We start from the raw sequence: 24,965 nt of genomic DNA, 5'->3' as shown, positions 1-24,965 counted from the left end.
AAGGACGATGATGTTTCTGCGAGAAGACTTTCTTATTTTTCAAACGAAAAGCTTCTGAGGCAGCACCCATTCGTCCTGTTGCCCACAGAGCGTCATGCCATCCAGAAGCTTTCCGGAATAATATTTGTTTCGTTATGGTTCAAGCATTCTGATTAACTATTACTCTATCACATTAGTAAGCTCTTGCGAACAGAACGGTATGATTTGCCTCTTCTCCACAAACGAGACAAGTCTTCTTCTGTTCAGACGGTTCAAACGGAATGTTACGGCTAGTAGCGCCGGTTTCCTGCTTTACTGTATCCTCACAAGCCTCAGAACCACACCATCCAGCCAAAGTGAAGCCACGCTTCTCTTCCATACTTTCCTTCATTTCATCCAATGTATCAACAGAATAGAAATGATCTTCACGGAATTCCTTGGCACGGTCATACATCTCCTGATGTACTTGATCTAGCATCGCCTGAGCTTCCTCTACCAGATTCGCTTGTTGTACAATTTTCTTCTCTCCAGTGATTCGGGAAACGAGCACACATACACCGTTCTCCATGTCACGAGGTCCGATTTCTAGACGGACTGGAACACCGCGCATTTCGTACTCGTTAAACTTCCAACCCGGACGCACATCAGTATTATCATCTACACGAACCCGAATTCCTGCTGATTTCAGTTCGCTGAACAACTCATCCGTACGTGCAACAACTGCTTCCCAAGTCTTAGGAGGTCCGATCGGAACCATAATAACTTGCGTTGGAGCAACCTTCGGAGGCAATACCAATCCACGGTCATCCCCGTGAACCATGATCAAAGATCCGATCAAGCGTGTACTTACGCCCCAAGAGGTGGTGTGTGCATACTCAAGCGTATTTTCACGATTCAAATATTGAATTTCAAAAGCTGTGGAGAAGTTGGTTCCCATGAAATGGGATGTACCGGCCTGTACAGCCCGTCCATCTTTCATCATTGCTTCAATGGAATACGTATCCACTGCACCTGCAAACTTCTCGGAAGGTGTCTTCTGGCCTTTAATAACAGGAATCGCCAAGTAGTTCTCCACAAAATCACAGTAAATGTCAAGCATTTGCATCGTTTCCTGACGTGCTTCCTCTTCCGTCTCATGAGCTGTGTGGCCTTCCTGCCATAAAAACTCACTGGTCCGCAAGAACGGAAGTGTCCGTTTCTCCCAACGCACTACGTTAGCCCACTGGTTAATCAGCACCGGAAGATCACGGTAAGACTGAATCCACTTGGAGTACATATGTCCGATCATCGTTTCAGAAGTCGGACGAATCGCCAGACGCTCTTCAAGCTTCTCCCCAGCTGCTTCCGTTACCCAAGGCAGCTCTGGATTAAAGCCCTCCACATGCTCCTTTTCCTTTTGGAAAAAACTTTCCGGAATAAAGAGCGGAAAATACGCATTGCGGTGTCCTGTCTCTTTAAACCGACGGTCTAATTCATCCTTGATATGTTCCCAGATTTCATAACCGTCCGGTTTGAAAACGATACAGCCCCGAACCGGTGAATAATCCATCAAGTCCGCTTTTTTAATAACGTCAATATACCAGCGTGAGAAATCCTCTCCCTGTGGCGTAATTTCAGTTACGAATTGTTTATCCTTAGACATAAGAATACTTGTCCTCCCATAAAAAACATCGATTATGCAGCTTATCAGGCTGAAGTCAGGGTAATACTCCCAAAAAAAATTTACGGCTCCGTGCGGCTGGCGCACCGAGCCGTAAATAATGTTTAACCGTTAATTAAACGTAGTATATCATTATAGGTCACGGCGATCATCAGGAGAAACAACATGGCGAATCCGATAAAATGCACCATACCTTCCCGGTTTGGATCAACCGGCTTGCCACGTAATGCCTCCACTCCAAGAAACACGAGACGGCTTCCGTCAAGTGCAGGTACTGGCAACAGGTTAAATATACCAAGATAAAGGCTGAGTATTGCTGCCCAATAGGTCAACTGCTCAATACCTTGCTTAGCAATCTGTCCGGTAACCTCAAAGGTACGAACCGGACCACCCAAATCGTCCATGGAGAACTTATTAATCAACTGACTAAATCCCTGGAAAATGATGTTTGTCGTATCCACCATCGCTTTTCCTGAACCGGTAATGGTCTCCCCGAGCCCCGCCGAACGACTTGGCAGCTCGGTCACGATACCAACCTTTCCGCCTTCCTGCCCATCCATGGATCGTGGTGTTAACGTTACATTAAACACCTCGTCCCCACGACGAACCGTCCAATCCATCGGCTTGTCCTTGGAAACGGAAATAAGTTCGATCATTTTTTTGTAATCCGCACCTATTGCCGTACCATTGACAGTTTCGATGATGTCGCCTTCCTGAAGGTTCGCTTCATCCGCAGGCATGCCTTTTGTGATCTTTCCGATCTGCACATAAGTCGGGTTTTCCACCGGGATTCCCGCCATTTGAATGTGAAGTGCGAACAAAATGAACGCCAGTATAAAGTTCATCACCGGACCGGCAAAAATGGCAACGGCACGTTGGCCGACCGTCTTACTTCCGAACTGACGATTCTTAGGGGCGATCTGCGTTTCCGTCCCCTTGGTTACCATCATAGCTTGAGGATGAACCTCGTACTGCTGAAACTCTCCATCAACGTCCAGACGTAGGGAAAGACGTTCTTCCAGGTCGATAAACTGAACCTCGCCCCGGATCACATTCTTACGGTTATCCAGCTGATCCAAGTAAATGCGCTTCACCTGATTATCACTATTCAACCTTACAGCAATTGTCTGTCCCGCCTGAATTTCAACCAATTCCGGATCTTCTCCGGCCATTCGGGCGTAGCCTCCGAATGGAAGCAGACGCAATGTGAATTGAGTTTCGTTACGTCTATACGAGAACAGTTTCGGTCCGAAACCGATCGCAAACTCCCGAACCAGAATACCAGCTCGCTTGGCGAAATAATAGTGCCCCCATTCATGCACTGTTACGATGACAAAGAACATTAGCACCGTTAAAAAAACGACCTGCACCATTTCCAAATTGACATCCCCCTTTTCCTCTGAGAACGCAGTATGTCCCTATAGATTATCATTATTCTCTTGTTCATCACAAGAGAATCACATGCTGTCAGCTTTTTTCAGGGAGAATTTCGGATAGCTTCAGAATCCTACAACCGCGCGGCAAGTTCACGCGCCAATTTGTCACTTTCTTCAATTACCTCCAAAGCCGGTTCAGGTGTGTTCTGATGCTCGTTCAGCACTTTTTCGATGATATCCTCAATCTGCAGAAATGAAATTTCTTTCCGCAGAAAACGGGCAACCGCTATTTCATTAGCGGCGTTAAATACCGTTGTTGCCGTCCCACCCATTTTACCACATTCATAAGCAAGCCTTAAACAAGGAAAACGTTCAAAGTCCATTTCACGGAATTGAAGCTTACCGGCTTCTGCAAGAGATAGTGTGGGTGAAGGTGATGGCCACCGTTCCGGATACGTGAGCGCATATTGGATCGGCACCCTCATGTCCGGATTCCCGAGCTGTGCAATAATGCTGGAATCCCGGTACTGCACGAATGAGTGAATGATACTTTCTGGATGAAGCAGTACTTGAATCTGTTCATACGGCAGCCCAAATAGCCAATGCGCCTCGATGACTTCCAGTCCCTTGTTCATCATCGTTGCCGAATCAATGGTTATTTTAGCGCCCATGGACCAGTTCGGATGTTTCAAAGCATCTTCAACCGTTACATTTTTCAGCTGTTCCCGGTTCAAGTCACGGAAGGAACCACCAGATGCGGTTATGGTAATGAACTCAATATCTTCACGCCGTTCGCCGTTCAGACACTGAAAAATCGCCGAATGTTCACTGTCGATCGGAATGAGATCGACACCCTTAGCTTGAGCTAAAGCCGTAACCAGATGTCCTGCCGTAACAAGAGTTTCCTTGTTGGCCAAACCAATCGTTTTGCCTGCCTCTATCGCGGCTAATGTAGACGGTAATCCCATACTACCAACTACAGCAGTAACGACGATATCCGCATCGGTTCCAGCAGCTACCTCAATCAATCCCTCACGGCCATAAAACAGTTGCGTACCTTCAGGAAGAAACGGACGAATACGCTCCGCCAGTTCTTTGGTAGCTACCGAAATTTTTTTCGGTTTAAATTCCTTGCACTGCTGAATCAGCAGATCCACATTGTTTCCTGCCGCTAAACCTTCGATCTGAAACTGATCACGGTATTTCGACACGACATCTAATGTCTGGGTACCGACGGAACCAGTGGAACCTAGCACACTAATTTTCTTCATTCCTGCATCTTTCCTTTCATCAGTAAGGCAGAAGACTCAACATATGTACGAACGGAAATACAACAATCCAGCTGTCGCAACGGTCTAAAATCCCGCCGTGGCCAGGCAAAAGACTACCGGAGTCTTTAATGCCGTATACCCGCTTATAGGCTGATTGTACAAGATCCCCTAGCTGACCGATTACCGCGCTGGCAAGCCCGATCAACAACGCATTACCTATTGGCAGAAGTCCACCGGATAAAAGAGCAAAAATCACCGCAGTGATGACAGCAATAATTACGCCGCCGACCGCACCTTCAATGGTTTTGTTCGGACTGATAGCCGGCCAGAGTTTGTTACGCCCCAGTTTACGGCCAACAAAATAAGCGCCGGCGTCACTTGCCCAAATGGATGCAAGAAGCAGGAATGTCCAAAACAGACCGTGTCCATCCGGTGTATTCCGTGATTCTGCAATATACAAAAAGCCTATTCCGATATAGACTGAGGCCAGAAACAGTAGCGAAACCTGCTGAATTCCAACTCTGTTCTTGCTGAATACGGTAACAAGCAAAAACAGCAGCATCAGAAGCCATACCCCATTCCCTATTGGAAGCGGGAGTGCAATATCCAGCAGATTCCATGGGAACACAAACATCAGTACGCCAAGATAACCAATCACCGCCGTTCCACCGAACGGTGCAACCTTCGTCATCTTAACAAATTCATAATAACCGATCAAAGACATAGCAAGGACGAGAAGATGATACCAAAGGCCGCCCATGAAACATAACCCTAAAAAGACAGCTCCCGCTACAATTCCGGTAATTACTCGCTGTTTCATTACGTTCCATCCTCCATAACTACGTTAGACCGCCGTAGCGTCTTGTTCTGTGTTGATATTCAGCAACAGCTTCGACCAAATGTTCACTAGTAAACTCAGGCCATAAAACGTCGGTAAACACTAATTCGCTGTATGCGAGCTGCCACAACATAAAATTGCTGAGCCGCAGTTCACCGCTCGTTCGGATTAGCAAGTCCGGATCAGGTAGATCGCCCGAAAGAAGCCTTTTGCCTATCAGTTCTTCGGTAATATCCTCAGGCCGAAGAGTCCCCTCGCTAATGTCCCGCCCCAACGCTTTGACACATTCGGTGATCTCCTTGCGGCTGCCATAATTCAACGCAAAATTCAAAACAAGCCCATCATTATTCGCCGTCCTTGCAACCGCTTCTTGCATGGCCTCCAGCGTATGCGAAGGAAGATCTTCCGGATGGCCCATCATCGTTACCCGGACGTTTTTCTCTATCAATTCTTCCAACTCAATCGCCAGAAACTCCTGCGGAAGCTTCATCAGGAAATCGACCTCATCCTTGGGACGCTTCCAGTTTTCCGTTGAAAAAGCATACATCGTCAAAATTTTGATCCCCAAATTATCCGCCGCAATGGTAGCCTTTTTGACAGCCTTCATACCGCTCCGGTGTCCAAAAATACGCGGTAATCCGCGTTTCTTAGCCCAGCGGCCGTTGCCGTCCATAATGATGGCCACATGCTGAGGGATGTTATCCGGAGAGAGCCGGGGCGCCTGCTGACTATTCTCCTGATTCAACCATGATCGAACCCGTTTGATCATTCCAAATTTCCTCCAGGCATCTTTCTGCAAAAAAGAGACAAACCCCACCTTTACCGGAGGGGCCGAAGTCTCTTATACTTCCATGATTTCTTTTTCTTTAGCAACGAGCACTTTGTCGACTTCTGCGATATATTTATCCGTAGCCTTCTGGATATCTTCCTGATGTCTCCGGGACTCATCCTCGGAAATATCGGTTTTCTCCAACTTCTTAATGTCGTCGTTGGCATCCCGGCGAATGTTGCGGATGGCCACTTTCGCTTCCTCGCCGAATTTTTTCGTCATTTTCACAAGATCTGTTCTGCGCTCTTCTGTAAGAGCAGGAATCGACAGTCGAATTTGATTACCATCATTAGCCGGTGTCAGTCCCAGATCAGATTTCATAATAGCCTTCTCAATATCACCGAGCGAAGATTTATCCCAAGGTTGAATCATCAACGTGCGGGAATCCGGTGTCGTGATATTAGCGAGCTGATTAATTGGGGTTGGAGCCCCGTAATATTCCATTTGAATTCGGTCGAGCAGAGATGAACTAGCCCGGCCGGCTCGCAGGGTAGCGAGATCGCGTTTCAATGACAGAATCGCCTTTTCCATGCGTTCTTCTGCATTTTTCTTCACCGCTTGTGGCATTAGTCTACACTCCCTTTAACGATCGTCCCGATCTTCTCGCCAAGAACGACTCGTTTAATATTACCTTGCTCAGTAATTGCAAATACAATAAGCGGAATGTTATTGTCCATGCATAATGAGGATGCTGTGGAATCCATAACACCCAGGTTTTTATTCAACACATCAAGGTAAGTAAGTTGTTCATATTTCTCAGCCGTTTCATCTTTGAATGGATCAGCGGAGTAAACGCCGTCCACTTTGTTTTTCGCCATAAGAATGACTTCGGCTTCTATTTCAGCAGCTCTTAGAGCAGCCGTTGTATCCGTTGAGAAATACGGGTTACCTGTTCCTGCCGCAAAAATAACGACACGCCCTTTTTCCAGGTGACGGATCGCTCTGCGGCGAATGTAAGGCTCAGCGATTTGCTGCATGGAGATTGATGTTTGAACCCGTGTAGGCACACCGATCTGTTCTAGTGCATCCTGGAGAGCTAGTGAGTTCATCACCGTTGCAAGCATCCCCATGTAGTCAGCCGTTGCACGGTCGATACCATTCGCACTGCCGGCGATGCCGCGCCAAATGTTGCCCCCACCGCACACAATCGCTACTTCTACGCCAAGCGCAACAACTTCTTGAACTTGTTCAGCGATGGAAGTAATGGTCTCGGCGTCGATTCCATAACCGTTCTGGCCTGACAGGGATTCCCCGCTGACCTTCAAAATAACTCGTTTAAATACAGGCTGTTCCAAATGATTACCCTCCACTTTAAGACGGCGCCTTTCGAAAGACGCCCGTTTGAAAAACGACAGACAGACGCAAAACACTGCTTGACGGCTTATAAAAATCGGGTAAAAACATCCGTTTCGCAAAGGAAACGTCTATCGACACACCTTCTAGGAAGCAGACCGCCTTTTAGATGAAGTTGAACTCCACAGAAGACAGGCCGCTTTAAGCGGAAGTTTTTCTTGCGATATAGGGAAGCCGTCTCCCAAGGTGTATATACCTTCCTATATCCAAGTAGAAACGACTTCGTAGCCCTTATCAAAGGACGATGATCGTTTCTGCGAGAAATATAAGCCTAGTATAACTAAAATGTTATACTTTCTTATATTTTTAAAAAAGAAGGAACACGAAGTGTTCCACTCTTTTTTAAAGGTATGTTTAGCCTGATTGGCTTATTTATTCACCTGGGACATAACTTCTTCTGCGAAGTTTTCTTGTTTCTTCTCAAGACCTTCACCCAGCTCATAGCGGACAAAACGACGAATGGAGATGTTCTCACCGATCGTGCTGATTTTTTCGTTCAACAGCGTGTTGATTGTCTTGTCTGGATCTTTAATGAAAGACTGATCAAGCAGGCAGTACTCTTCATAGTACTTGTTAATGCGGCCTTCAACCATTTTCTCAACGATTTTTTCAGGCTTACCTTCGTTAAGCGCTTGAGCTTTCAAAATTTCTTTTTCTTTTTCCAGCTCATCAGCAGGAACTTCTTCACGACGAACATATTTCGGGCTTGCTGCAGCGATGTGCATAGCGATATCGCGTGCAAACTCTTTGAATTGATCTGTTTTGCCGACAAAGTCGGTTTCGCAGTTGATTTCAACAAGAACGCCGATGCGTCCGCCGCCGTGGATGTAAGATTCTACAACACCTTCAGTTGCGATACGTCCTGCTTTGCTAGCAGCTGCAGACAAACCTTTTTCGCGAAGAAGCGCGATCGCTTTGTCGATATCACCATTTGTTTCGTCGAGCGCTTTTTTGCAATCAAGCATACCCGCGCCTGTTCTTTCACGAAGCTCTTTTACCGCACTAGCTGATACTGCCATTGAAATTCCCTCCAATTAATTATAATTAACTTTATCATGCTGCGTTTCCAGCATTTTTTCACATTCTGACCTTAAAAAAAGGGTAGTGAGAGGTTATCCACCTACCAACCACCCTTTTCATTTAATTCATTCTTTATACGTACAACCGTAATTAGGCTGTTGTTTCTTCGCCCTGATGAGCTTCCACAACTGCATCGGCCATTTTACCTGTCAGCAATTTAACAGCGCGGATCGCGTCGTCATTACCTGGGATAACATAGTCGATTTCGTCCGGATCACAGTTGGTGTCTACGATACCAACGATTGGGATACCCAATTTGCGTGCTTCTGCAACAGCGATACGCTCTTTACGAGGATCGATGATGAACAGAGCGCTTGGAAGACCCTTCATGTTCTTAATACCGCCCAAGAATTTCTCAAGACGATCTTTCTCTTTGCGGAGAAGGATAACTTCTTTCTTAGGCAATACTTCGAAAGTGCCATCTTCTTCCCACTTCTCCAGCTCTTTCAAACGATTGATACGTTTTTGGATCGTTTCGAAGTTAGTCAGAGTTCCGCCGAGCCAACGTTGGTTGATATAGTACATACCGCAACGTTCTGCTTCTTCTTTAACGGAATCTTGAGCTTGTTTCTTTGTTCCGACGAACAGGATTGTTCCGTTCTCGCCAGCTACGTTTTTCACAAAGTTAAAAGCTTCTTCTACTTTCTTGACCGTTTTTTGCAGGTCAATAATGTAAATACCGTTTCTTTCAGTGAAGATATATTTGTCCATTTTTGGATTCCAACGACGAGTCTGGTGACCGAAGTGAACCCCAGCTTCCAAAAGCTGCTTCATGGAGATAACTGCCATCTTCACACACCTCCTAAGTTTGGTTTTTGTGTGCCCTCCGCCAAGGTCATTTTCCGTTAAGACTTCCAGTCCGGAAGCACCCTTAACGAAATCTCTTAGCGTGTGTTTTAACACCGTCAATTACTATACCATAATCAGAAGACAGATGCAATGCTATTATGACAAGAAAAACCGCCTCCAACCTAACGGCTGTTGGACGGTTTTTCCGTAATTTTTTGAATGATTGAGTTCAGATCCTCACCAGATGTAAAGCTATAGGTTCCTGTTTGTATAAATTTATTAATTTTTTGTGCAGTAGCTTCATCTATAAAAGCTTGTTTATCCTCAATAACCCCCGCTTTATGCAAACCATTCGCTACATCATTCAAATTGCTTCCGCCTGTAATAACATATCGGATTTCAGCTGACTCAGGCTCTTTAGGTGAGGCAGGATCCTTAACAGCTGGTGCAGCAGGTTCCTTCTTCACATCAACCGGCTTCTTAGGTGTTTGTGGTGAATCTGGTTTATCTGTCACCTTCCCACTCTCATTCTTCATCTTTTCTTTCCACTGCTCCTCCGTCATCAACTCTTCGGAGTTATCTACCACTTTCATATCCATTGCTTTTGCTGCTTCCTCAATCTGCTCTGGGGTCCATTGCTTATCCTGCGGCTGTGAAGACGACATGGCTCGCTCTCCCATTAGCATGAGCTGCAGAAGTACGGCACCAACGACGAGGCCGATACCAAGACCCAACATGAAGACACGGTTCTTGATCACGGTGATTCCTCCTGTTTAGCCAATTGTATGATCAACTGCACCTCACCCCGCTGCATTCCAGCAGATTTGGCTATCATATCAATAGATCTACCCGCTTCATACATATCAAACAGCTCGGTGTAACGGCTTTTGATTGAATTGATATGCGTTTGACTCGATTTATCAGCTGCCTCTATCTCTTCTACCGCTTCCGCAGCCTGGGCGGCTGAGATATTAACTGGCACAGACGTTAAGAGCGTCTCCGCCGATCTCAGACGTCCTTCAGTGGATGCAAGCTGTTGTTCCACATCAAGCAATCTATGACGCATTTCATTTAACTGCTCCTGCTGTGCGGTCTGCTTAGCAGCCTGCTCTTGCTTCATCTGTCCAACCAGGTCGAGCAGCTGCTCATTCTCGAGCTGCACTTCTCCCATGTACTGCTCCAAGGTAGACTCCATTTCTTTAACAACTTGCTCACTTTTAACCGTCTCTTCACGACGCTTAGGCAGCATTAAAGCATATAGCACTGCTCCAATGCCCAGGAGTACGATATATATCCATGAGTCCAAAACAATTAACTCCTTTGTGCCAATGATTTGCTCTAAAGGGAAATATCCAGAGTACGACCTTTATACGGATGTTCCGCAGGCCGTTCTGCCGAATGCTCCTTCTGTTCAGAGGAATGTCCCCCATCCTCCGGTGCTTGACGGCTGCCATCATCACGGATGGCAGACTCAGCCGTTTCGCTGACTTCTGTGCTTCGCTGAGCAGCTTGACGGCTTTGCTTCATTTGTTCTCCGGCCAACAATGTCTGATCCTGAGAAGGACGCTGTTGATGCTCTTGCTGAATTTTGCTTGCCTCCGTTGTCCGCGGCACCGCGATTTGCATCTCCACCGATTTCAAACTCAAGTGAAATCACCTCGTCCTATCATGATTAACTTGAACAGAACACCGTGTATTCAGACACCTTGGCTGTCTTACAGCAGAGGAACCATGGCAATATCACCTTCATGATAATAAAAAGAAACCCGCTGTGTCGGATCCTTAATAAACCGGGTATACCGACCAATGACGATCTTGGACCCGCCGTATATCGTTTTTACAATTTCTACTTTGGCTTTACCCGTGTCCTCAAGCATACGTTCAATTTCAAGCATTCTGTCCTTGATTTCATTCTGTTCCGCTGTATTGGACTTCTTGGTGGCATTCAGCTTGATTCGAAGCGCAAGTTTGTCAGGGGAAAGCTGACCGGACGCTGCCAGCTGATTCAGTAAATAGAGTGCTTTATCTGTTTTATCCATGCTCTCCACTTGCCGTTTTAGCTGAGCCCTCAGCTCAGATAGTTCATTACGGAGTTCTGGCAGAACGCCAACCTCAATGACCGTTGCTGTGGACATCGTATTGCCGATTGTGCGTGCAATGACCTTTTCACCGGCCTGAATTACACCTCCAACAATCAGACCCTTAGTACCGTTGCAAATAACATTTTGTCCTGCTCGGATATTGGAATGCATAATGCTCTGAGATACCATTACATCCGCTCCAACAATCACATTGCCATCTTGTACGAAGGCACTTTTCACATTTTGACCGGCTTTTACGTATCCTTTGTTGTAACCGATAATGCCTCCAGATATATCTATTGAGCCTTCCGCATCAAGCTCTGCTCCTTCGACAAAACCTGTCACCCGAATGTCTCCGGCACATTTAATACGGAAACCCGACAGTACATTACCGCGAATGACAACGGTTCCTACAAAATCTATGTTGCCAATACTGTAATCGACATCTCCATTAATCTCGTACACAGGGAAAACATTAATCTTCCCCTTTTCCGTCTTCGTCAAAAGTCCGTCAATGGCAGCATACATAGCCGTCTGTTCAGGATTTACCACAACGTTCTTTCCGATCTTAAAACGCGCCTCTTTACCCGGTTTGCATGGGATCTCTTCACCCGTAACCATCGTTCCCGGCACTCCTGGCGTTGGAGGAATCCGAGTTGCGATCAATTGTCCCTTCTTGACATTGTTCAGACGAATAACTTCCTTATAATCCACCTTGCCGTCATCCGTTTCAAGCGGTCGCAGACTCTGCTGATCTCCCATTTCAATTTTCAACTCAATACGTCCGTTTTGACCGTGAACTGGCTCAGTCCCGATCGCAACCGGGGCTCTGCTATACTGATACTCTTCCGAATGACTGACGATGCGGCTTAAAGTGTCGTGCTGGAGCCCATAACGGATCTGGTGACCTCGAAGAAACTGTTCAAGAGCTTCAATCTTACAGGTAAAATCCTTATCCCAATCTGACATCTGCAAATAGGCAACCGTTTTATCATCCGAAAAGGTGATTTTAAAGTACTTGTCCAATGCATAATCTACAGACAATTCAGGAACCCCCTTCCAAATTGACAAGCGTCAATCGTTCTGCATCAATAAATCCCGATCTTTATCAAGCGTAGCTCTGAGCCTTAGAATCGCTTTGGAATGTAGTTGCGATATTCTCGAGGGAGACAGCGACATGACTTCGGCAATTTCACTGAGCGACAAATCTTCATAATACAGCAAGGAGACGACAGTTCTTTCTTTTTCCGTCAACTTACCAATTCCTTTAACTAGAGCTTCCTGCAAATAAAATTCATGTACTTTATGGTCAGGATTTTTAGCCTTTTCATCCACCAATAGTGACATTCGAGTTTCCGATTCTTCTTCACGGATCGGATCCTCCAGAGAGCTAAGTGTCATCACCGCAACTTCTTGCAGCATATGTCTGAACTCTTTTTCAGAAATTTCAAGGTAGTCACTCATCTCGGAATCACTGACCGTTCGTAAATATTTTTGCTCAAGCTGCTGGTATGCCGATTCGATTTTTTTTGCTTTCTCTCGAACGGAACGCGGGACCCAATCCCCCTGCCGGAGCGAATCCAGAATGGCACCTCGAACTCGCCATGATGCGTAAGTTTCAAACTGCAATCCACGTTTATAATCAAATTTCTCAATGGCATCAATCAGACCCATAACACCATTACTGGCCAGGTCTCCTTTTGATACATTTCGGGGAAGTCCAATTGCCAAACGGCTTGAAACATAGTCAACGATGTGTAAATGATTTTCGATTAGTTTCTTCTTCGCTTCTTGGTCTCCATCTTCCTTCCATGCAACCCATAAATCAACATGGTTGAGGGGAGAAGCTTTGCGCTCGTCCAATTGCCTTCACCATCCTTATTTTTCTGTCAGGTGACGAACGGCCTTGGCCAGTTCTTCGGGATCCTTAGTTGAAACCAGCTTAGGAGGATTTAACGGAACAAATCCGTTTCCTTCTTGATCTTGCTCTGGTTCAGGTTTAATGAGATTCATCAATTCTTTGTCTTCATCTGGCGTCGTCAAATCCAGTCTGTTGCCCAGCTGCTCTTCAGGGGTACTGCCAGAGCGCTCACTTTCCCCGTCAGAGCCTTTAGCAGGTGCGGAGGCAAATGCGAAGACCCATTTAAGCAGGTACGCCAATAAAAACCATACCGCAAATGCAATCAAAGCCCGGTTAAAACTTGTTGACCATAAATTATTCCGTAAAGTAAAAAGAAACGTGAGTATGAACCCGGCAAACCCGGCCCATAGATAAAAACGAAGTTTTTCTATCATAGCTACAATTCCTTTATGCCCTTTTGTACACTACGTATGGTAAATCTACCCGTTGTGCAGTCCAATTCCACAGTTCGTCCGTAATTTCCTCCGGTATCTTCACCAATTAGCGGAATACCCATCTGTTCTAACCCTGCTTTACAAGATTCCACATTTCGGGGCCCAATCCTCATACTGTCACCAGCACCCGCAAATGCAAACATCTGAGCTCCACCAGCCATCTTCGCTACCAGTCTGCTATGGGAAGCTCCCATGTCTTTCAACTTGTTCAGAAGGACTGGAAGCGCCGTATCTGCATACTTGGCCAGGTTCAGTTGGCCTTCTCTAGCGATGGAAGAAGAGGGGAGCATGACATGAGCCATACCTCCAATCTTCAACAGCGGATCGTAAAGAGTCAGCCCCACACATGAGCCTAGACCAGTTGTACGTAAAATTCCGCTGGGACCCGCGACGTTTAAATCCGCCATCGCCACTTTCACTACACTTTGTTCGTCAATCATTCTCTAGAGGCACTCCCAAAGCTTCAAATATTTGAGCAAATGACTGAGGGTCAGGTATTAGGAAAAACTGCCCCTCAACTTCATGATATCCTTCCAAGAACGTCGTGTTGATCAGCAGGGCATCATCCCCCATTTCACCAAACTGCAGGAGACCGTAGCTTAATATCGCTCCCGCCATGTCTATCGCCAATCCAGGTACGGTCGGTGTCATAACCAATTTTGTAAAGTCAGCCAGAGAGGACAAGTATGATCCCGCCAAGATGTTCCCAATCTCACTTATCGCTGATAATTCCATATCAGAAAAATTATTGTCTACCGACACTTCTAGACCAGCCAGACGCTGAAGAAGCTTTTTACCTGCCTCAGGACTCATAATAAAGAACAGATTTCCGGGTGCTTCTCCCTCTACCCGCAAGAAGACAGCAAGTACGATCCTTTCAGCTCCGCCTACACTTTCAGCGATTTCTTCAAAAGAAAGTAGTTGAACCATCGGTACGGCCATATCAACCGGCTTGTTCAAGAGTTGAGAAAGGGCGGTTGCGGCATTGCCTGCCCCGATATTCCCAACCTCTTTGAGGACATCCATTTTGAGGTCCTTATCATACTTGAAAAGTTCCACTGCCTAATCCTCTAAGCCTTCAAGCTGTATAATTTCACTTTTGTTCAGAACTTCAGACAAATTAAGCATAACGAGCAAGCGCTCCTCACCGATTTTTGCAACGCCGTGCAAGTATTTCGCTTTAACGCCGCCGACCACTTCAGGAGGTGTATCAATGCTGTCGCTGTTCAGATCGATGACATCGCTTGCCGAGTCGACGATAAAACCGACCTGCATTTCATTCACCGCTACAATAATGATCCGGGTCTGATCTGTATGCTCAGCCTCTGGCAGACCAAATCGCCCGCGAAGATCAATAACAGGAATGACAACGCCACGCAGGTTTACGACTCCCTTTACGAAAGCGTATGTTTTCGGCACGCGTGTAATCGGCATCAGACGTTCAATGGTCTGTACCTTTTCCACCTCGATGCCGTACTCTTCGCTTCCAAGCTTGAAGACGATCACTTTCATTTCTTCTCCCATGTTAAACCCTCCCTATATGTTCACACCTCAAATCCAGGTGTCCTTAATCAGCCCATAATTACTTGATAAAAGCATTCGGATCTATGATGAGTGCTACTTGTCCATCGCCAAGGATGGTTGCGCCGGAAATACCTTGTATCGAAGGCAGGTATTTACCCAGATTTTTTATGACAATCTCACTCTGACCAATAAAATCATCGATCGCCAAAGCTGCCAAACGGTCACCCTTGCGAATAACGACAATTTCCGTTTCTTCTTCTGACTGTTCATCAAAATCCGGAACATCAAATACACGGCTCAGTGAAATAAGCGGTATGTGAGACTCTCTGAATTGAATCATTCGGCTGCCGTGAACGGTACGGATTTGCCCTTTTTTAATAATTCCTGTTTCCACAATCGATGTCAGCGGAATTGCGAATTTTTCGGAGCCCATCTTAATAAGCATGGCAGCAATAATAGAAAGCGTAAGTGGAAGCTGTACCGAGAAGTTCGTTCCTTTTCCTGGTGTTGAGTAAATCGTAACGTTGCCGCCAAGGGAATTAATTTTTGATTTTACAACATCAAGGCCAACTCCCCGTCCGGACACATCCGAAATTTTCTCGGCTGTACTGAAACCCGGTGCGAACAGAAGCTGATGAGCTTCTTCATCTGACATTGCTGCAGCTTGTTCTTCGGTTACAACGCCTTTATTGATGGCGCTTTTGATGATATTATCCCGGATGATTCCACGACCATCATCTTCGATCTCAATAAATACATTATTTCCGCTGTGAAATGCGCGGAGCTGAACGGTTCCGATTTCCGATTTACCGGCAGCTAACCGATCAGCAATCGGTTCTACACCATGATCAACAGAATTCCGAATCAAGTGAACTAACGGATCCCCGATTTCATCAATAACCGTACGGTCAAGTTCCGTTTCTGCACCGGTAATAATCAAGTCAATTTTTTTATCAAGAGATTTGGCAAGATCCCGGACCATCCGCGGAAAACGGTTAAACACAGTATCTACAGGAACCATCCGCAGTTTCAGAACGATATTTTGAAGGTCGCTGCTGACACGGCTCATATGCTCGACCGTATCGGTCAAATCCTGGTTCTTCGCTTCATTGGCCAGCTGCTCCAAGCGAACACGGTCGATCAACAGCTCACTAAAGAGGTTCATCAGAACATCCAAGCGCTCGATATCAACACGAATCGTTCTTGATGGAACACTGGCGCCATTATTTTTGGCAGCCGTCTTGGGTGTAACTGATTCCTTTGGCTCGACTTTTGACACATCTGCTGCTGCAGGTGCTGGAGTGCTCGCAGCGTTTTCCTTCTCGACTGCTTCAACTGCTGCCGCACTTTGCAATACCATCTGCTGCAGGGATTCATGATCAAGATCCGCAACCGTCACCGAGTCAACCTCTGAAATATTCATAATTTGGCTTTCAAGATCCGCTGCATTTTTTTGAGTGATAAAGTACATGGAGAAGACACTGTCAAACTCACCCTGCTCAATATCCTGAACATCCGGATAAGTCTTAACGATTTCACCGGCTCTTTCCAGCAGTTCAAACACCATATACGCTCTGACAGCCTTGAGCTGACAGTCTTCACGCAGTTGAACCTGAATGTAGAGCACCTTATGACCTTCTGAAATGGATTGATCCAAAACAGAAAATTGGAATTCGTCCAATTCTATACCCGGAGAAACAGGAGCGCTGTTTGCGGATTCTGCAGAAACGGCAGCGGCCGAAGATACTCCGGCTCCTTCACCGCGAACAATCCCTTGAAGTGAAGCTACTATAGAGGAGACATCAGCCTTCCCTTCACCCCCCTGTACGATATCCTGTACCATCGATTCGAGCGCATCCAAGCTTTTAAAAAGGGTGTCAAAAATAAAATCCTGCATTTTCAGCTTTTCGTTCCGAACCAGATCCAGTACATTCTCCATCTGGTGTGTAAGGGATGCGAGATCTTCAAAACCCATGGTGGCCGCCATTCCCTTCAGGGTATGGGCTGACCGGAAGATCACCTGTACAATGCCCAAGTCACTCGGACTGCTTTCTAGTTGAAGCATGTTTTCATTTAATGATTGCAGATGATCATTCGACTCATCAATAAACATGGATAAATACTGATTCATGTCCATTGCGAGACACCTCCTCTATGAGTTCACTTACCGATACTTACTGCTTGAACCAATTCCCCTGCAATTTCTTGCAGCGGCAGAACATAACTTACACAGCCCAACTCCACGGCAGATCGAGGCATTCCATATACAACACAGGTCTCCTCGCTTTCAGCGAATGTTGAAGTGACTCCAGAGTCGTAAAGTTGTTTCATCATTCTCGCTCCGTCACTTCCCATTCCCGTCATTATCACAGCATGCCGTTTCAGGGAAGTAAGAGGCAGGAGAGATTCGAACAACACGTCTACCGAAGGGCGATGTCCATTACATGGTTCATCCCTATGAGTTGTAATGCGGTACTTACCATCCGATTGGGATATCCTCATATGGGTCCCGCCTGGAGCGATATAAGCTGCTCCCGGCTTTAACTCCATCTCATCACAAGCCTCAACGACCTTAAGCGCACTAAACGAATCGAGGCGCTGCGCCAGGGATTTCGTGAAATTCGGAGGCATGTGCTGCACGATCACGATCGGCGCCGGGAAATCACCCGGAATTTTCTCCAGGAAGGTTTTCAGCGCCCTCGGCCCCCCGGTCGAGCACCCGACCGCAACTATTTGAGTGAAGCTTTGATCCATTGAGCGATCCTGTGGGGGAACAATCTTCACTTCTGATTCCCTTCGAACAGGATGGCTTATACGGGGTTCAAACTTTTTGCGCCCAACAAAAGTAGTAACCGCCTTTTCTACAGAAGTGTTGCATAAGCTGTTATTGTTTTGATTTAGTCCGGAATCCGCAGCGCCTGATACCTGCTTCTTCGAATTTGGAAGTCTCGCACGCAGCTGCACATGGTGCTCCCCATGAGAGCCTTTCATATCTTTATGAAATGGCTTGGTGGTTGCGGACGTTCGCTGATCATCTGAACCGAACAGAGGCTGCCGATCGGAAGGCCTTGGCGGAAGAAGAATAGCTTTTGGGATATTCTGTCGCTTCTGCTCTTCTTCCTCCCACAATGCCCTCCGTGCTTTGGCCTGTACCGCTGCATTCAGTTGCTGAAGCAGCTCTTGACCAACCTGCTCAATATCCTGAGCATTTGATATGGAAGGCTTGCGTATAAAATCAAAGGCCCCAAATTCCAGAGCTAATATCGTTTCCCGCATCCCTTGCTCATTAACGCCTGACAGCATAATGACTGCCCGTGGTCCGGCCTCCATAATTGTTCTGAGCGCGTCAAGACCATTCATTTCGGGCATTTCTACATCCATCGTAATGATATCAGGGTTCAGTTCCATGGCTTTCGCTACGGCTTCTCTGCCGTTATTTGCTGTGCCCGTTACTCGAAACCGGTGATCCCGTTCGATCAGATCCGAAATGATTTTTCTCATAAACGGAGAGTCATCTACCACCAGTACACGAAATGGCGTCATTGGAGTCCACCTCAGTTCCCTTATTGTCAAAAAAGAATCATTATGTTCGTTTAAGCCATCTCTGCATAAATCCTTTGATTCCCGTAAGGGGGCCGGATTCCGGCGGAGCTGTCGGAACAGTTAGGTAACGCAGTGCAAGCCGCTGTATATCACGGGACGCTTCACACCTAGGAAAAGCGAGAGTAAACGGAACCTGACGTTTGACGGATTTCACAACATATGGATCGTCCGTAACATATCCCAGCATCTTAATGTCCAAATCCAGAAAACGGTGTGCTGTTAAAAGGATCTTATCCGATGCTTGGCGGGCTTCTGTTTCGTCTCCAGCTCGGTTCACAACCAGAGAAAACGGTACTTCCGGATCACTTCCATGAACTACCTTGATCAAAGCGTAAGCGTCTGTGATGGATGTCGGTTCCGGTGTGGTCACAACCAGGCATTGGTCAGCAGAAGTTATAAATTTCATGTTCTCTTTGGACAATCCGGCGCCTGTATCAAATAAGATGTAATCCATTTCAGATGAGATAAGTTCGATTTGAGATACAAAATAATTCAGATCATCCTCTGATAAGGAGATCATATCGGCAATTCCCGAGCCGCCGGCTATGTATGGAAGCCCTTCTGGTCCATATTGGATGACATCGTGAATGCTCTTTTCTCTTCGTAGTACGTGATACAGGCTAAATCGGGAGGACACTCCCATTAGAACATCAATATTTGCCATGCCGATATCGGCATCAAACACTAGCACCTTCCGCCCCAAACATCTGAGTGTTAGAGCAAAGTTTAGTGTGAAATTGGACTTTCCAACACCACCTTTACCACTCGTAATCGTTATGATTTGGGCTGTTTTTTTCGAGGAACCCGCAGAGCGATTCGGCACTTTAGCAGACACCAGCTGTCTAAGAGATTGTGCCTGATCTGTCATGTCCTCAATTCTCCAAGTAGCATCCGGGAAAGCATCGTTGTGTCAGGCATTAGCAGATCGTCAGGAACATTTTGACCATTCGTCATGTAAGACACCTTTAACGGGTGTGCATTCAACAGATTGAACAGTGGACCACAGCTTCCGGTTTCATCCAGCTTGGTGAAAATCACCTTATCCAGTCCGAATTTGCTGAAGTGATCTGTAATTTCGACCATATCACTGCTTTTGGATGTCAGACTAAGTACAAGATAAGTTTCACTATGATCTGATGGCGCCATTAGACTCTGCAATTCGGAGACCAGAAGTTCGTTGCGGTAATTGCGCCCCGCTGTATCCATCAAAATCAAGTCGCAATCTTCCAGACGATGCATCGCCCGCTGCATATCACCAGGAGACTGTACCACCTCAAGCGGCACATTTAATATGGATGCATATGTTCTTAGTTGATCTACAGCTGAAATGCGATAAGTGTCGGATGTGATAAAGCCTACCTTGCGCTGGTATTTGAACAGTTGCTCTGCCGCCAGCTTGGCTATTGTTGTCGTCTTGCCGACGCCGGTCGGCCCCGCGATATAAACAACCCGGGTAGCTCTCTGTATGCCGCCACCGAAGCGCCCCTCCAAAAATGACTCCATCTGACGATAGATGGATGCACGCAGCTGCTCATCAGATAAAGTCTTATTGCTTGCCACCCATTCATCCATCGCGTTGTTCAGCCAGACTTCCGACAGTTGATCAGATAGATCCTGTCTCATCAACTGATCCCGAATGCTTCCAAGTGACTCCGGAAGCTCCGGATTGATCAGATTTTGACGGGAAAGACGGGCAATCCACTCCTTCATTTCCCGGAGCTCATCAAGCATCTTCTGTTCTGCGCTGCTTCTCGTTTCAGACTGTGACACTGGATCAGTTGAAGCTGGCACCGGAATTGCGGATTCTGCTGATTCACGCTCATATGCGCTGATGAGAGGCTGCTCCGTCAGTTCAGCGGGTTGTTGTCCGCCACCTGCAGCCTGTACTAAAGCTGCGGCAAAATCTACTGCAGCCCGCTCTCGATTGGACATCTGCTCAGGATGAGCAAACGCTTTTTCCGAATCGTCTGGTACACCCAGCTTGTTCGGTCCTACAGGCTGGGTGCTTACGGCTGTCTTCTTATACGCCTGCGGAACTGAACTTCTTGGAACCTGAACCGATGGTGTAGCAGGTTTGTCTTGGTTCGATTTGTCTTCCTTATCTACAGCAGCGATGACTTCGATCTTTTTTTTGGTGAATATCCCCATAAAGCCGCCTACTTTAATCTCTTTCGAGCTGAGAATTACCGCATCACTACCGAGCTCGTTCCGAATGTGCTGCATTGCCTCCGGCATTGTATCGACGATAAATCGTTTCACTCTCATAAGTTCACCACTCCGACGCTCTGAATTTCGACATTAGGCTCAAGCTCGCTGTAAGAGAGTACCGGAATGTCCTGCATACTGCGTTCAATAACCTGCCGTAAATACATCCGGATAGCAGGAGAAGTTAACAGCACAGGCTGCTGACCCATCTGAATCAGCCGGTTTACCTGTTCACTCAGCTTTTGGAAAACACTCTGAGTCGACACGGGGTCCATCGCAATATAGCTCCCCTGATCGGTCTGCTGTACACTTTCCGCAATTTTTTTCTCTAAAGCCGGACCCACCGTAATGACCTGCATGGCCTCTCCTTCCGGAGCATACTGTTGTGTAATCTGGCGTGAGAGAGCTTGTCTAACGTATTCGGTAAGCACATCAGGATCCTTCGAATAATGCCCATAATCAGCAAGACTTTCAAAAATAGTTACCAAATCCCGGATCGAAATTTTCTCCTTTAGCAGCTTAGCCAGTACTTTCTGTACATCCCCGATGGTGAGAACGGAAGGAATAAGCTCATCGACAAGGACAGGGTAGCTTTCTCGAATATTGTCGACCAGCGTTTTTGTTTCCTGGCGTCCAATTAACTCATGAGCATGTCTCTTAATCAACTCGGTCAAATGCGTAGCTACTACAGAAGGCGGATCCACTACCGTATAACCAGCCAATTCTGCCCGCTCCTTCGCGGTCTCATCAATCCACAGTGCAGGAAGACCAAATGCAGGCTCTGTTGTTTCAATACCAGTTACTAACTCGTCCTCGTACCCGGGACTCATGGCAAGATAGTGATTTAATAATAATTCACCACCGCCGACAGCATTCCCTTTAATTTTTATGACGTATTCGTTCGGTTTTAGTTGAATATTGTCGCGAATACGAATGACAGGTACCACAAGTCCTAATTCAAGTGCGCACTGTCTGCGTATCATAATGATCCTATCGAGTAGGTCTCCGCCTTGCTGTGTATCCGCAAGTGGTATAAGCCCATATCCAAACTCGAATTCGATAGGGTCGACTTGAAGCAGATTGATGACGCTCTCTGGACTGCGGACTTCCTCGATCTGCTGTTCCTCCTCCAATTGCTCAACCTCCACCTGCTTCCGTTCCAATTTGCTCTGCATACTTCTTGCAGCAAGGAATAGAAGAACGGCGATCGGGAGTGTTGTGATGAAATGAATTGGAGTGAACAGACCAAGAAACGTCACAGTCACTGCAACTATGTACAAGAGTTTTGGGTATGACAATAGCTGTCCTGTCAAATCATCAGACAAATTACCTTCTGACGAAGCACGTGTGACAATAAGACCTGCAGCCGTCGAAATTAAGAGAGCTGGGATCTGGCTTACCAGACCATCACCGATCGTCAAGATCGAGTATGTGCTCATTGCATCAGGAAAAGACATTCCGTGAATGGAAATACCGATAATAAATCCACCAATCAGGTTGATCAAGAGGATGATGATCGAAGCAATGGCATCACCTTTAACAAATTTACTGGCACCGTCCATGGCGCCGTAAAAGTCAGCCTCTCTTTCTACCTTCCGCCGTCGCTCACGAGCCTGGGTCTCATTTATCATGCCGGCGTTCAAATCAGCATCAATACTCATCTGCTTACCCGGCATTGCATCGAGTGTGAATCTTGCCGCAACTTCGGCAACCCGCTCTGATCCTTTTGTAATAACGATGAATTGAACTACAACGAGGATGAGGAAAACGATGAATCCTATCGCAATCTCTCCCCCGGCAATCCAGCTACCGAAAGTAGCGACAACCTCGCCCGCTTGTCCTTTAGACAAAATAAGCTTTGTTGTAGAGATGTTCAATGACAGTCGGAACAGCGTTGTTATTAACAGCAACGAAGGAAAAATGGAAAACTCGAGCGCTTCCTTCGTATTCATTGCCACGAGTAATATCATAAGCGCCAATGAGATGTTAATAATAAGCAATATGTCCAATAGCCATATAGGAATCGGAAGAATCATCATAAGTACGATGCCGATGACACCCGCTAGAACAGATATTTCTTTTATTTTCACTGCTGTCGGCCTCCGATCCCTAGTTATTTCGCTTTACCTTTTAATTTGTATACATACGCCAGCACTTCGGCTACTGCCTGGAACAGATCACCAGGGATCGTGTCCCCGATTTCCGCTCTTTGGTAAAGTGCACGTGCCAGCGGTTTATTTTCCATTGTAATAACGCCATTTTTCTTGGCGATTTCCTTAATTCGCAGTGCCATATAATCCTGTCCTTTGGCAATAATCTGCGGTGCCTCCATGGAGGATCCATCATACTTTAGCGCTACCGCAAAGTGAGTCGGGTTCGTGATGATTACATCGGCCTTAGGAACTTCCTGCATCATCCGCTGAAGTGCCATGCGACGCTGACGCTCACGAATCTTCCCTTTAATAAGCGGATCGCCTTCTATTTTCTTATACTCATCTTTTATATCTTGCTTTGACATACGAATGTTTTTTGCATGTTCATATATCTTATAAATGTAATCAAATACTCCCAGAATAATCAGTCCGACTGCGATTTTGATTCCAAGGGACAATGTCACGTCAGCCGTAAAATGAAAGATGGCTTCCGGGCTCATTAAAGACAAAGACGACAACCCTTGTCTTGCACCCCAGAGCGAGGTATAGACCAGATAACTGATAATAGTCAGCTTGAAGATCGATTTAAAAAACTCAACCAACGATCGCATCGACGCTATATTTTTAAACCCTTTGATCGGATCAATTTTACTGAATTTCATCTTCAAAGGTTCTCCCGTTAAGAGAAAACCGACCTGTACGTAGTTAATGGCGAGTGCGATAACAAACACAACGATAAACAGTGGGGCAAGCAGCAACAAAATTTGTATTCCGTATTCCCCCAGCAGCATCATCGTATTTTCCTTCGTAACATCCATGGTAAGACGATTCAGATATACGTCTGTAAACAGCCGAACGATGTGATCCCTGATATATCCGCCGAACATCATGAAGCATAAAAAAGCAGCCATCAAAACGGATGAGCCAGACAGTTCTGGACTCTTGGCAATCTGCCCTTTTTTACGGGTGTCCTGCTTTTTTTTAGGCGTAGCCTTTTCAGTCTTTTCACCTGAGAACAGCTGCAGGTCCACACGGTACTTCAAGGTCACACCTACCACTCCTAACTTCATTACGCCGGCTTACTGCCAATCACGCCCAACAGTTTCTGCAGAGCCTCGAACATTTCGGCAAACAAATGTTCAAACAGAGCCACTAGTCCTGGCATAAGCAGCAGAAGCAAAACTAAACCTACGATGATTTTCAAGATGATACCGATAACAAACACGTTAAACTGAGGCGCCGTTCTCGCCAGAAATCCGAGACCGACGTCGGTAAGGAACAGTGCTGCCGCAATGGGCGCAGACATTTGGAGTGCCATTACGAACGAATTGGCAAATGTGGTAATCAGAAACTCAGCCACACTGCCGTCCTGTATTTTGGAGAATACATTGCCTGTAATCGGCATCCACTCATAGCTGTACATAATGGCATCCAGCAGAAAATGATGTCCGTTCATGCTTAGAAATACAAGGAGTGCCAACATGTACTTGAAATTGCCAATAAGCGGTGATGAAACACCAGTAACAGGGTCAATCACATTCGCCATACTGAAGCCGATCTGAATATCGATCAGTGCTCCTGCCGTTTGAACGACCGCCATCATCAAAAAAGCGGTAAATCCAAGAAGCAATCCTACCAGAACCTCCTGAATGATTAGCAGTACGTACGACATATCTTGTGTGACCGTCTGGCCAAGGCCAAAGGTCAGAAACACAAGAACTGAAACCATGAAGGAAATCCCTATTTTATAGGGTGCTGGAACACCACGAGCCGAATAGATCGGCGCCACAACAAAAAATGATGTAATTCGACAAAAAATAAGCATAAAGACAGGAATACTTTGTTCCAACCATTCCATGAACACTCAGC

At 46.3% G+C, this 24,965-nt stretch carries 25 protein-coding genes; all 25 read right to left on the bottom strand.

The window, feature by feature from the left end:
- Positions 1–172: 172 nt before the first annotated feature.
- Entirely contained in the window at positions 173–1,621 is a 1,449-nt protein-coding gene (gene proS / locus AC2TF5_RS09855) for a proline--tRNA ligase (RefSeq protein ID WP_491301992.1), read from the bottom strand.
- A gap of 122 nt (positions 1,622–1,743) precedes the next feature.
- Entirely contained in the window at positions 1,744–3,012 is a 1,269-nt protein-coding gene (gene rseP / locus AC2TF5_RS09850) for an RIP metalloprotease RseP (protein WP_491302850.1), read from the bottom strand.
- Between the two features lie 134 nt (positions 3,013–3,146).
- Positions 3,147–4,286 (bottom strand): 1-deoxy-D-xylulose-5-phosphate reductoisomerase, encoded by a 1,140-nt coding sequence (locus tag AC2TF5_RS09845; protein WP_491301991.1) that lies wholly within the window; start codon positions 4,284–4,286, stop codon positions 3,147–3,149.
- A gap of 19 nt (positions 4,287–4,305) precedes the next feature.
- Entirely contained in the window at positions 4,306–5,106 is an 801-nt protein-coding gene (locus AC2TF5_RS09840) for a phosphatidate cytidylyltransferase (RefSeq protein WP_491301990.1), read from the bottom strand.
- A 19-nt stretch (positions 5,107–5,125) separates the two neighbouring features.
- A complete protein-coding gene (gene uppS / locus AC2TF5_RS09835) occupies positions 5,126–5,893 on the bottom strand; it encodes an undecaprenyl pyrophosphate synthase (RefSeq protein WP_491301989.1) in 768 nt (255 codons plus the stop codon).
- A 72-nt stretch (positions 5,894–5,965) separates the two neighbouring features.
- Positions 5,966–6,520 carry a ribosome recycling factor gene (frr, locus tag AC2TF5_RS09830; RefSeq protein WP_491301988.1) on the bottom strand — a complete coding sequence of 185 codons (555 nt, stop codon included), beginning with the start codon at positions 6,518–6,520 and terminating at the stop codon, positions 5,966–5,968.
- On the bottom strand, positions 6,520–7,248 hold the full coding sequence (pyrH, locus tag AC2TF5_RS09825) for a UMP kinase (RefSeq protein ID WP_208918882.1): 729 nt from the start codon (positions 7,246–7,248) through the stop codon (positions 6,520–6,522). The genes frr and pyrH overlap by 1 nt, the downstream gene beginning before the upstream one ends.
- A gap of 426 nt (positions 7,249–7,674) precedes the next feature.
- Entirely contained in the window at positions 7,675–8,325 is a 651-nt protein-coding gene (tsf, locus tag AC2TF5_RS09820) for a translation elongation factor Ts (protein WP_491301987.1), read from the bottom strand.
- Between the two features lie 151 nt (positions 8,326–8,476).
- Positions 8,477–9,175, bottom strand: a complete 699-nt coding sequence (rpsB, locus tag AC2TF5_RS09815; RefSeq protein ID WP_208918880.1) for a 30S ribosomal protein S2 — start codon at positions 9,173–9,175, stop codon at positions 8,477–8,479.
- 182 nt (positions 9,176–9,357) lie between these two features.
- Positions 9,358–9,933 (bottom strand): hypothetical protein, encoded by a 576-nt coding sequence (locus tag AC2TF5_RS09810; protein WP_491301986.1) that lies wholly within the window; start codon positions 9,931–9,933, stop codon positions 9,358–9,360.
- Complete coding sequence (locus tag AC2TF5_RS09805) at positions 9,930–10,481, bottom strand: hypothetical protein (protein ID WP_491301985.1); 552 nt, start codon at positions 10,479–10,481, stop codon at positions 9,930–9,932. Before AC2TF5_RS09805 ends, AC2TF5_RS09810 begins: the two co-directional genes overlap by 4 nt.
- A gap of 32 nt (positions 10,482–10,513) precedes the next feature.
- The gene (locus tag AC2TF5_RS09800; protein WP_491301984.1) at positions 10,514–10,822 is read right to left on the bottom strand and encodes a hypothetical protein; all 309 of its coding nucleotides are present in this window, start codon (positions 10,820–10,822) and stop codon (positions 10,514–10,516) included.
- A gap of 68 nt (positions 10,823–10,890) precedes the next feature.
- Positions 10,891–12,300, bottom strand: coding sequence for a flagellar assembly protein A (locus AC2TF5_RS09795; RefSeq protein ID WP_491301983.1), 1,410 nt, complete (start codon positions 12,298–12,300; stop codon positions 10,891–10,893).
- Positions 12,301–12,330: 30 nt separating this feature from the next.
- Positions 12,331–13,119, bottom strand: a complete 789-nt coding sequence (locus tag AC2TF5_RS09790) for a FliA/WhiG family RNA polymerase sigma factor (RefSeq protein ID WP_491301982.1) — start codon at positions 13,117–13,119, stop codon at positions 12,331–12,333.
- Between the two features lie 15 nt (positions 13,120–13,134).
- A complete protein-coding gene (locus tag AC2TF5_RS09785; protein ID WP_491301981.1) occupies positions 13,135–13,551 on the bottom strand; it encodes a hypothetical protein in 417 nt (138 codons plus the stop codon).
- A 2-nt stretch (positions 13,552–13,553) separates the two neighbouring features.
- Entirely contained in the window at positions 13,554–14,051 is a 498-nt protein-coding gene (locus AC2TF5_RS09780; protein ID WP_491301980.1) for a chemotaxis protein CheD, read from the bottom strand.
- On the bottom strand, positions 14,044–14,670 hold the full coding sequence (locus AC2TF5_RS09775; protein WP_491301979.1) for a chemotaxis protein CheC: 627 nt from the start codon (positions 14,668–14,670) through the stop codon (positions 14,044–14,046). The genes AC2TF5_RS09780 and AC2TF5_RS09775 overlap by 8 nt, the downstream gene beginning before the upstream one ends.
- Positions 14,671–14,673: 3 nt before the next feature.
- Complete coding sequence (locus tag AC2TF5_RS09770) at positions 14,674–15,135, bottom strand: chemotaxis protein CheW (protein WP_491301978.1); 462 nt, start codon at positions 15,133–15,135, stop codon at positions 14,674–14,676.
- Positions 15,136–15,193: 58 nt separating this feature from the next.
- Positions 15,194–17,272 (bottom strand): chemotaxis protein CheA, encoded by a 2,079-nt coding sequence (locus AC2TF5_RS09765; protein ID WP_491301977.1) that lies wholly within the window; start codon positions 17,270–17,272, stop codon positions 15,194–15,196.
- A gap of 23 nt (positions 17,273–17,295) precedes the next feature.
- The gene (locus tag AC2TF5_RS09760; protein WP_491301976.1) at positions 17,296–18,678 is read right to left on the bottom strand and encodes a protein-glutamate methylesterase/protein-glutamine glutaminase; all 1,383 of its coding nucleotides are present in this window, start codon (positions 18,676–18,678) and stop codon (positions 17,296–17,298) included.
- A 40-nt stretch (positions 18,679–18,718) separates the two neighbouring features.
- Positions 18,719–19,606: a MinD/ParA family protein gene (locus AC2TF5_RS09755; RefSeq protein WP_491301975.1), complete on the bottom strand. Its 888-nt coding sequence runs from the start codon at positions 19,604–19,606 to the stop codon at positions 18,719–18,721.
- Positions 19,603–21,003: a flagellar biosynthesis GTPase FlhF gene (flhF, locus tag AC2TF5_RS09750; protein WP_491301974.1), complete on the bottom strand. Its 1,401-nt coding sequence runs from the start codon at positions 21,001–21,003 to the stop codon at positions 19,603–19,605. The genes AC2TF5_RS09755 and flhF overlap by 4 nt, the downstream gene beginning before the upstream one ends.
- Entirely contained in the window at positions 21,000–23,033 is a 2,034-nt protein-coding gene (gene flhA, locus AC2TF5_RS09745) for a flagellar biosynthesis protein FlhA (protein ID WP_491301973.1), read from the bottom strand. The genes flhF and flhA overlap by 4 nt, the downstream gene beginning before the upstream one ends.
- 23 nt (positions 23,034–23,056) lie before the next feature.
- Entirely contained in the window at positions 23,057–24,166 is a 1,110-nt protein-coding gene (gene flhB / locus AC2TF5_RS09740) for a flagellar biosynthesis protein FlhB (RefSeq protein ID WP_491301972.1), read from the bottom strand.
- Positions 24,166–24,954, bottom strand: a complete 789-nt coding sequence (gene fliR, locus AC2TF5_RS09735) for a flagellar biosynthetic protein FliR (protein ID WP_491301971.1) — start codon at positions 24,952–24,954, stop codon at positions 24,166–24,168. Before fliR ends, flhB begins: the two co-directional genes overlap by 1 nt.
- Positions 24,955–24,965: the final 11 nt, after the last annotated feature.

This window comes from Paenibacillus sp. JNUCC 34 (assembly GCF_058269055.1).
Note: the sequence above shows the minus strand (reverse complement) of the source record. Positions and strands in the feature narration are given on the sequence as shown.

Bases quoted from the DNA above. Each gene is read 5' to 3' on its own strand.
- AC2TF5_RS09845 (WP_491301991.1), bottom strand. From the start codon at position 4,286: ATGAAGAAAATTAGTGTGCTAGGTTCCACTGGTTCCGTCGGTACCCAG.
- fliR (WP_491301971.1), bottom strand. From the start codon at position 24,954: ATGGAATGGTTGGAACAAAGTATTCCTGTCTTTATGCTTATTTTTTGT.
- AC2TF5_RS09760 (WP_491301976.1), bottom strand. From the start codon at position 18,678: ATGACGCCATTTCGTGTACTGGTGGTAGATGACTCTCCGTTTATGAGA.
- uppS (WP_491301989.1), bottom strand. From the start codon at position 5,893: ATGATCAAACGGGTTCGATCATGGTTGAATCAGGAGAATAGTCAGCAG.
- rpsB (WP_208918880.1), bottom strand. From the start codon at position 9,175: ATGGCAGTTATCTCCATGAAGCAGCTTTTGGAAGCTGGGGTTCACTTC.
- AC2TF5_RS09770 (WP_491301978.1), bottom strand. From the start codon at position 15,135: ATGGGAGAAGAAATGAAAGTGATCGTCTTCAAGCTTGGAAGCGAAGAG.
- AC2TF5_RS09765 (WP_491301977.1), bottom strand. From the start codon at position 17,272: ATGGACATGAATCAGTATTTATCCATGTTTATTGATGAGTCGAATGAT.
- flhF (WP_491301974.1), bottom strand. From the start codon at position 21,003: ATGAGAGTGAAACGATTTATCGTCGATACAATGCCGGAGGCAATGCAG.
- AC2TF5_RS09785 (WP_491301981.1), bottom strand. From the start codon at position 13,551: ATGATAGAAAAACTTCGTTTTTATCTATGGGCCGGGTTTGCCGGGTTC.
- AC2TF5_RS09755 (WP_491301975.1), bottom strand. From the start codon at position 19,606: ATGACAGATCAGGCACAATCTCTTAGACAGCTGGTGTCTGCTAAAGTG.
- AC2TF5_RS09840 (WP_491301990.1), bottom strand. From the start codon at position 5,106: ATGAAACAGCGAGTAATTACCGGAATTGTAGCGGGAGCTGTCTTTTTA.
- tsf (WP_491301987.1), bottom strand. From the start codon at position 8,325: ATGGCAGTATCAGCTAGTGCGGTAAAAGAGCTTCGTGAAAGAACAGGC.
- flhB (WP_491301972.1), bottom strand. From the start codon at position 24,166: ATGAAGTTAGGAGTGGTAGGTGTGACCTTGAAGTACCGTGTGGACCTG.
- frr (WP_491301988.1), bottom strand. From the start codon at position 6,520: ATGCCACAAGCGGTGAAGAAAAATGCAGAAGAACGCATGGAAAAGGCG.
- proS (WP_491301992.1), bottom strand. From the start codon at position 1,621: ATGTCTAAGGATAAACAATTCGTAACTGAAATTACGCCACAGGGAGAG.
- AC2TF5_RS09780 (WP_491301980.1), bottom strand. From the start codon at position 14,051: ATGATTGACGAACAAAGTGTAGTGAAAGTGGCGATGGCGGATTTAAAC.
- rseP (WP_491302850.1), bottom strand. From the start codon at position 3,012: ATGGTGCAGGTCGTTTTTTTAACGGTGCTAATGTTCTTTGTCATCGTA.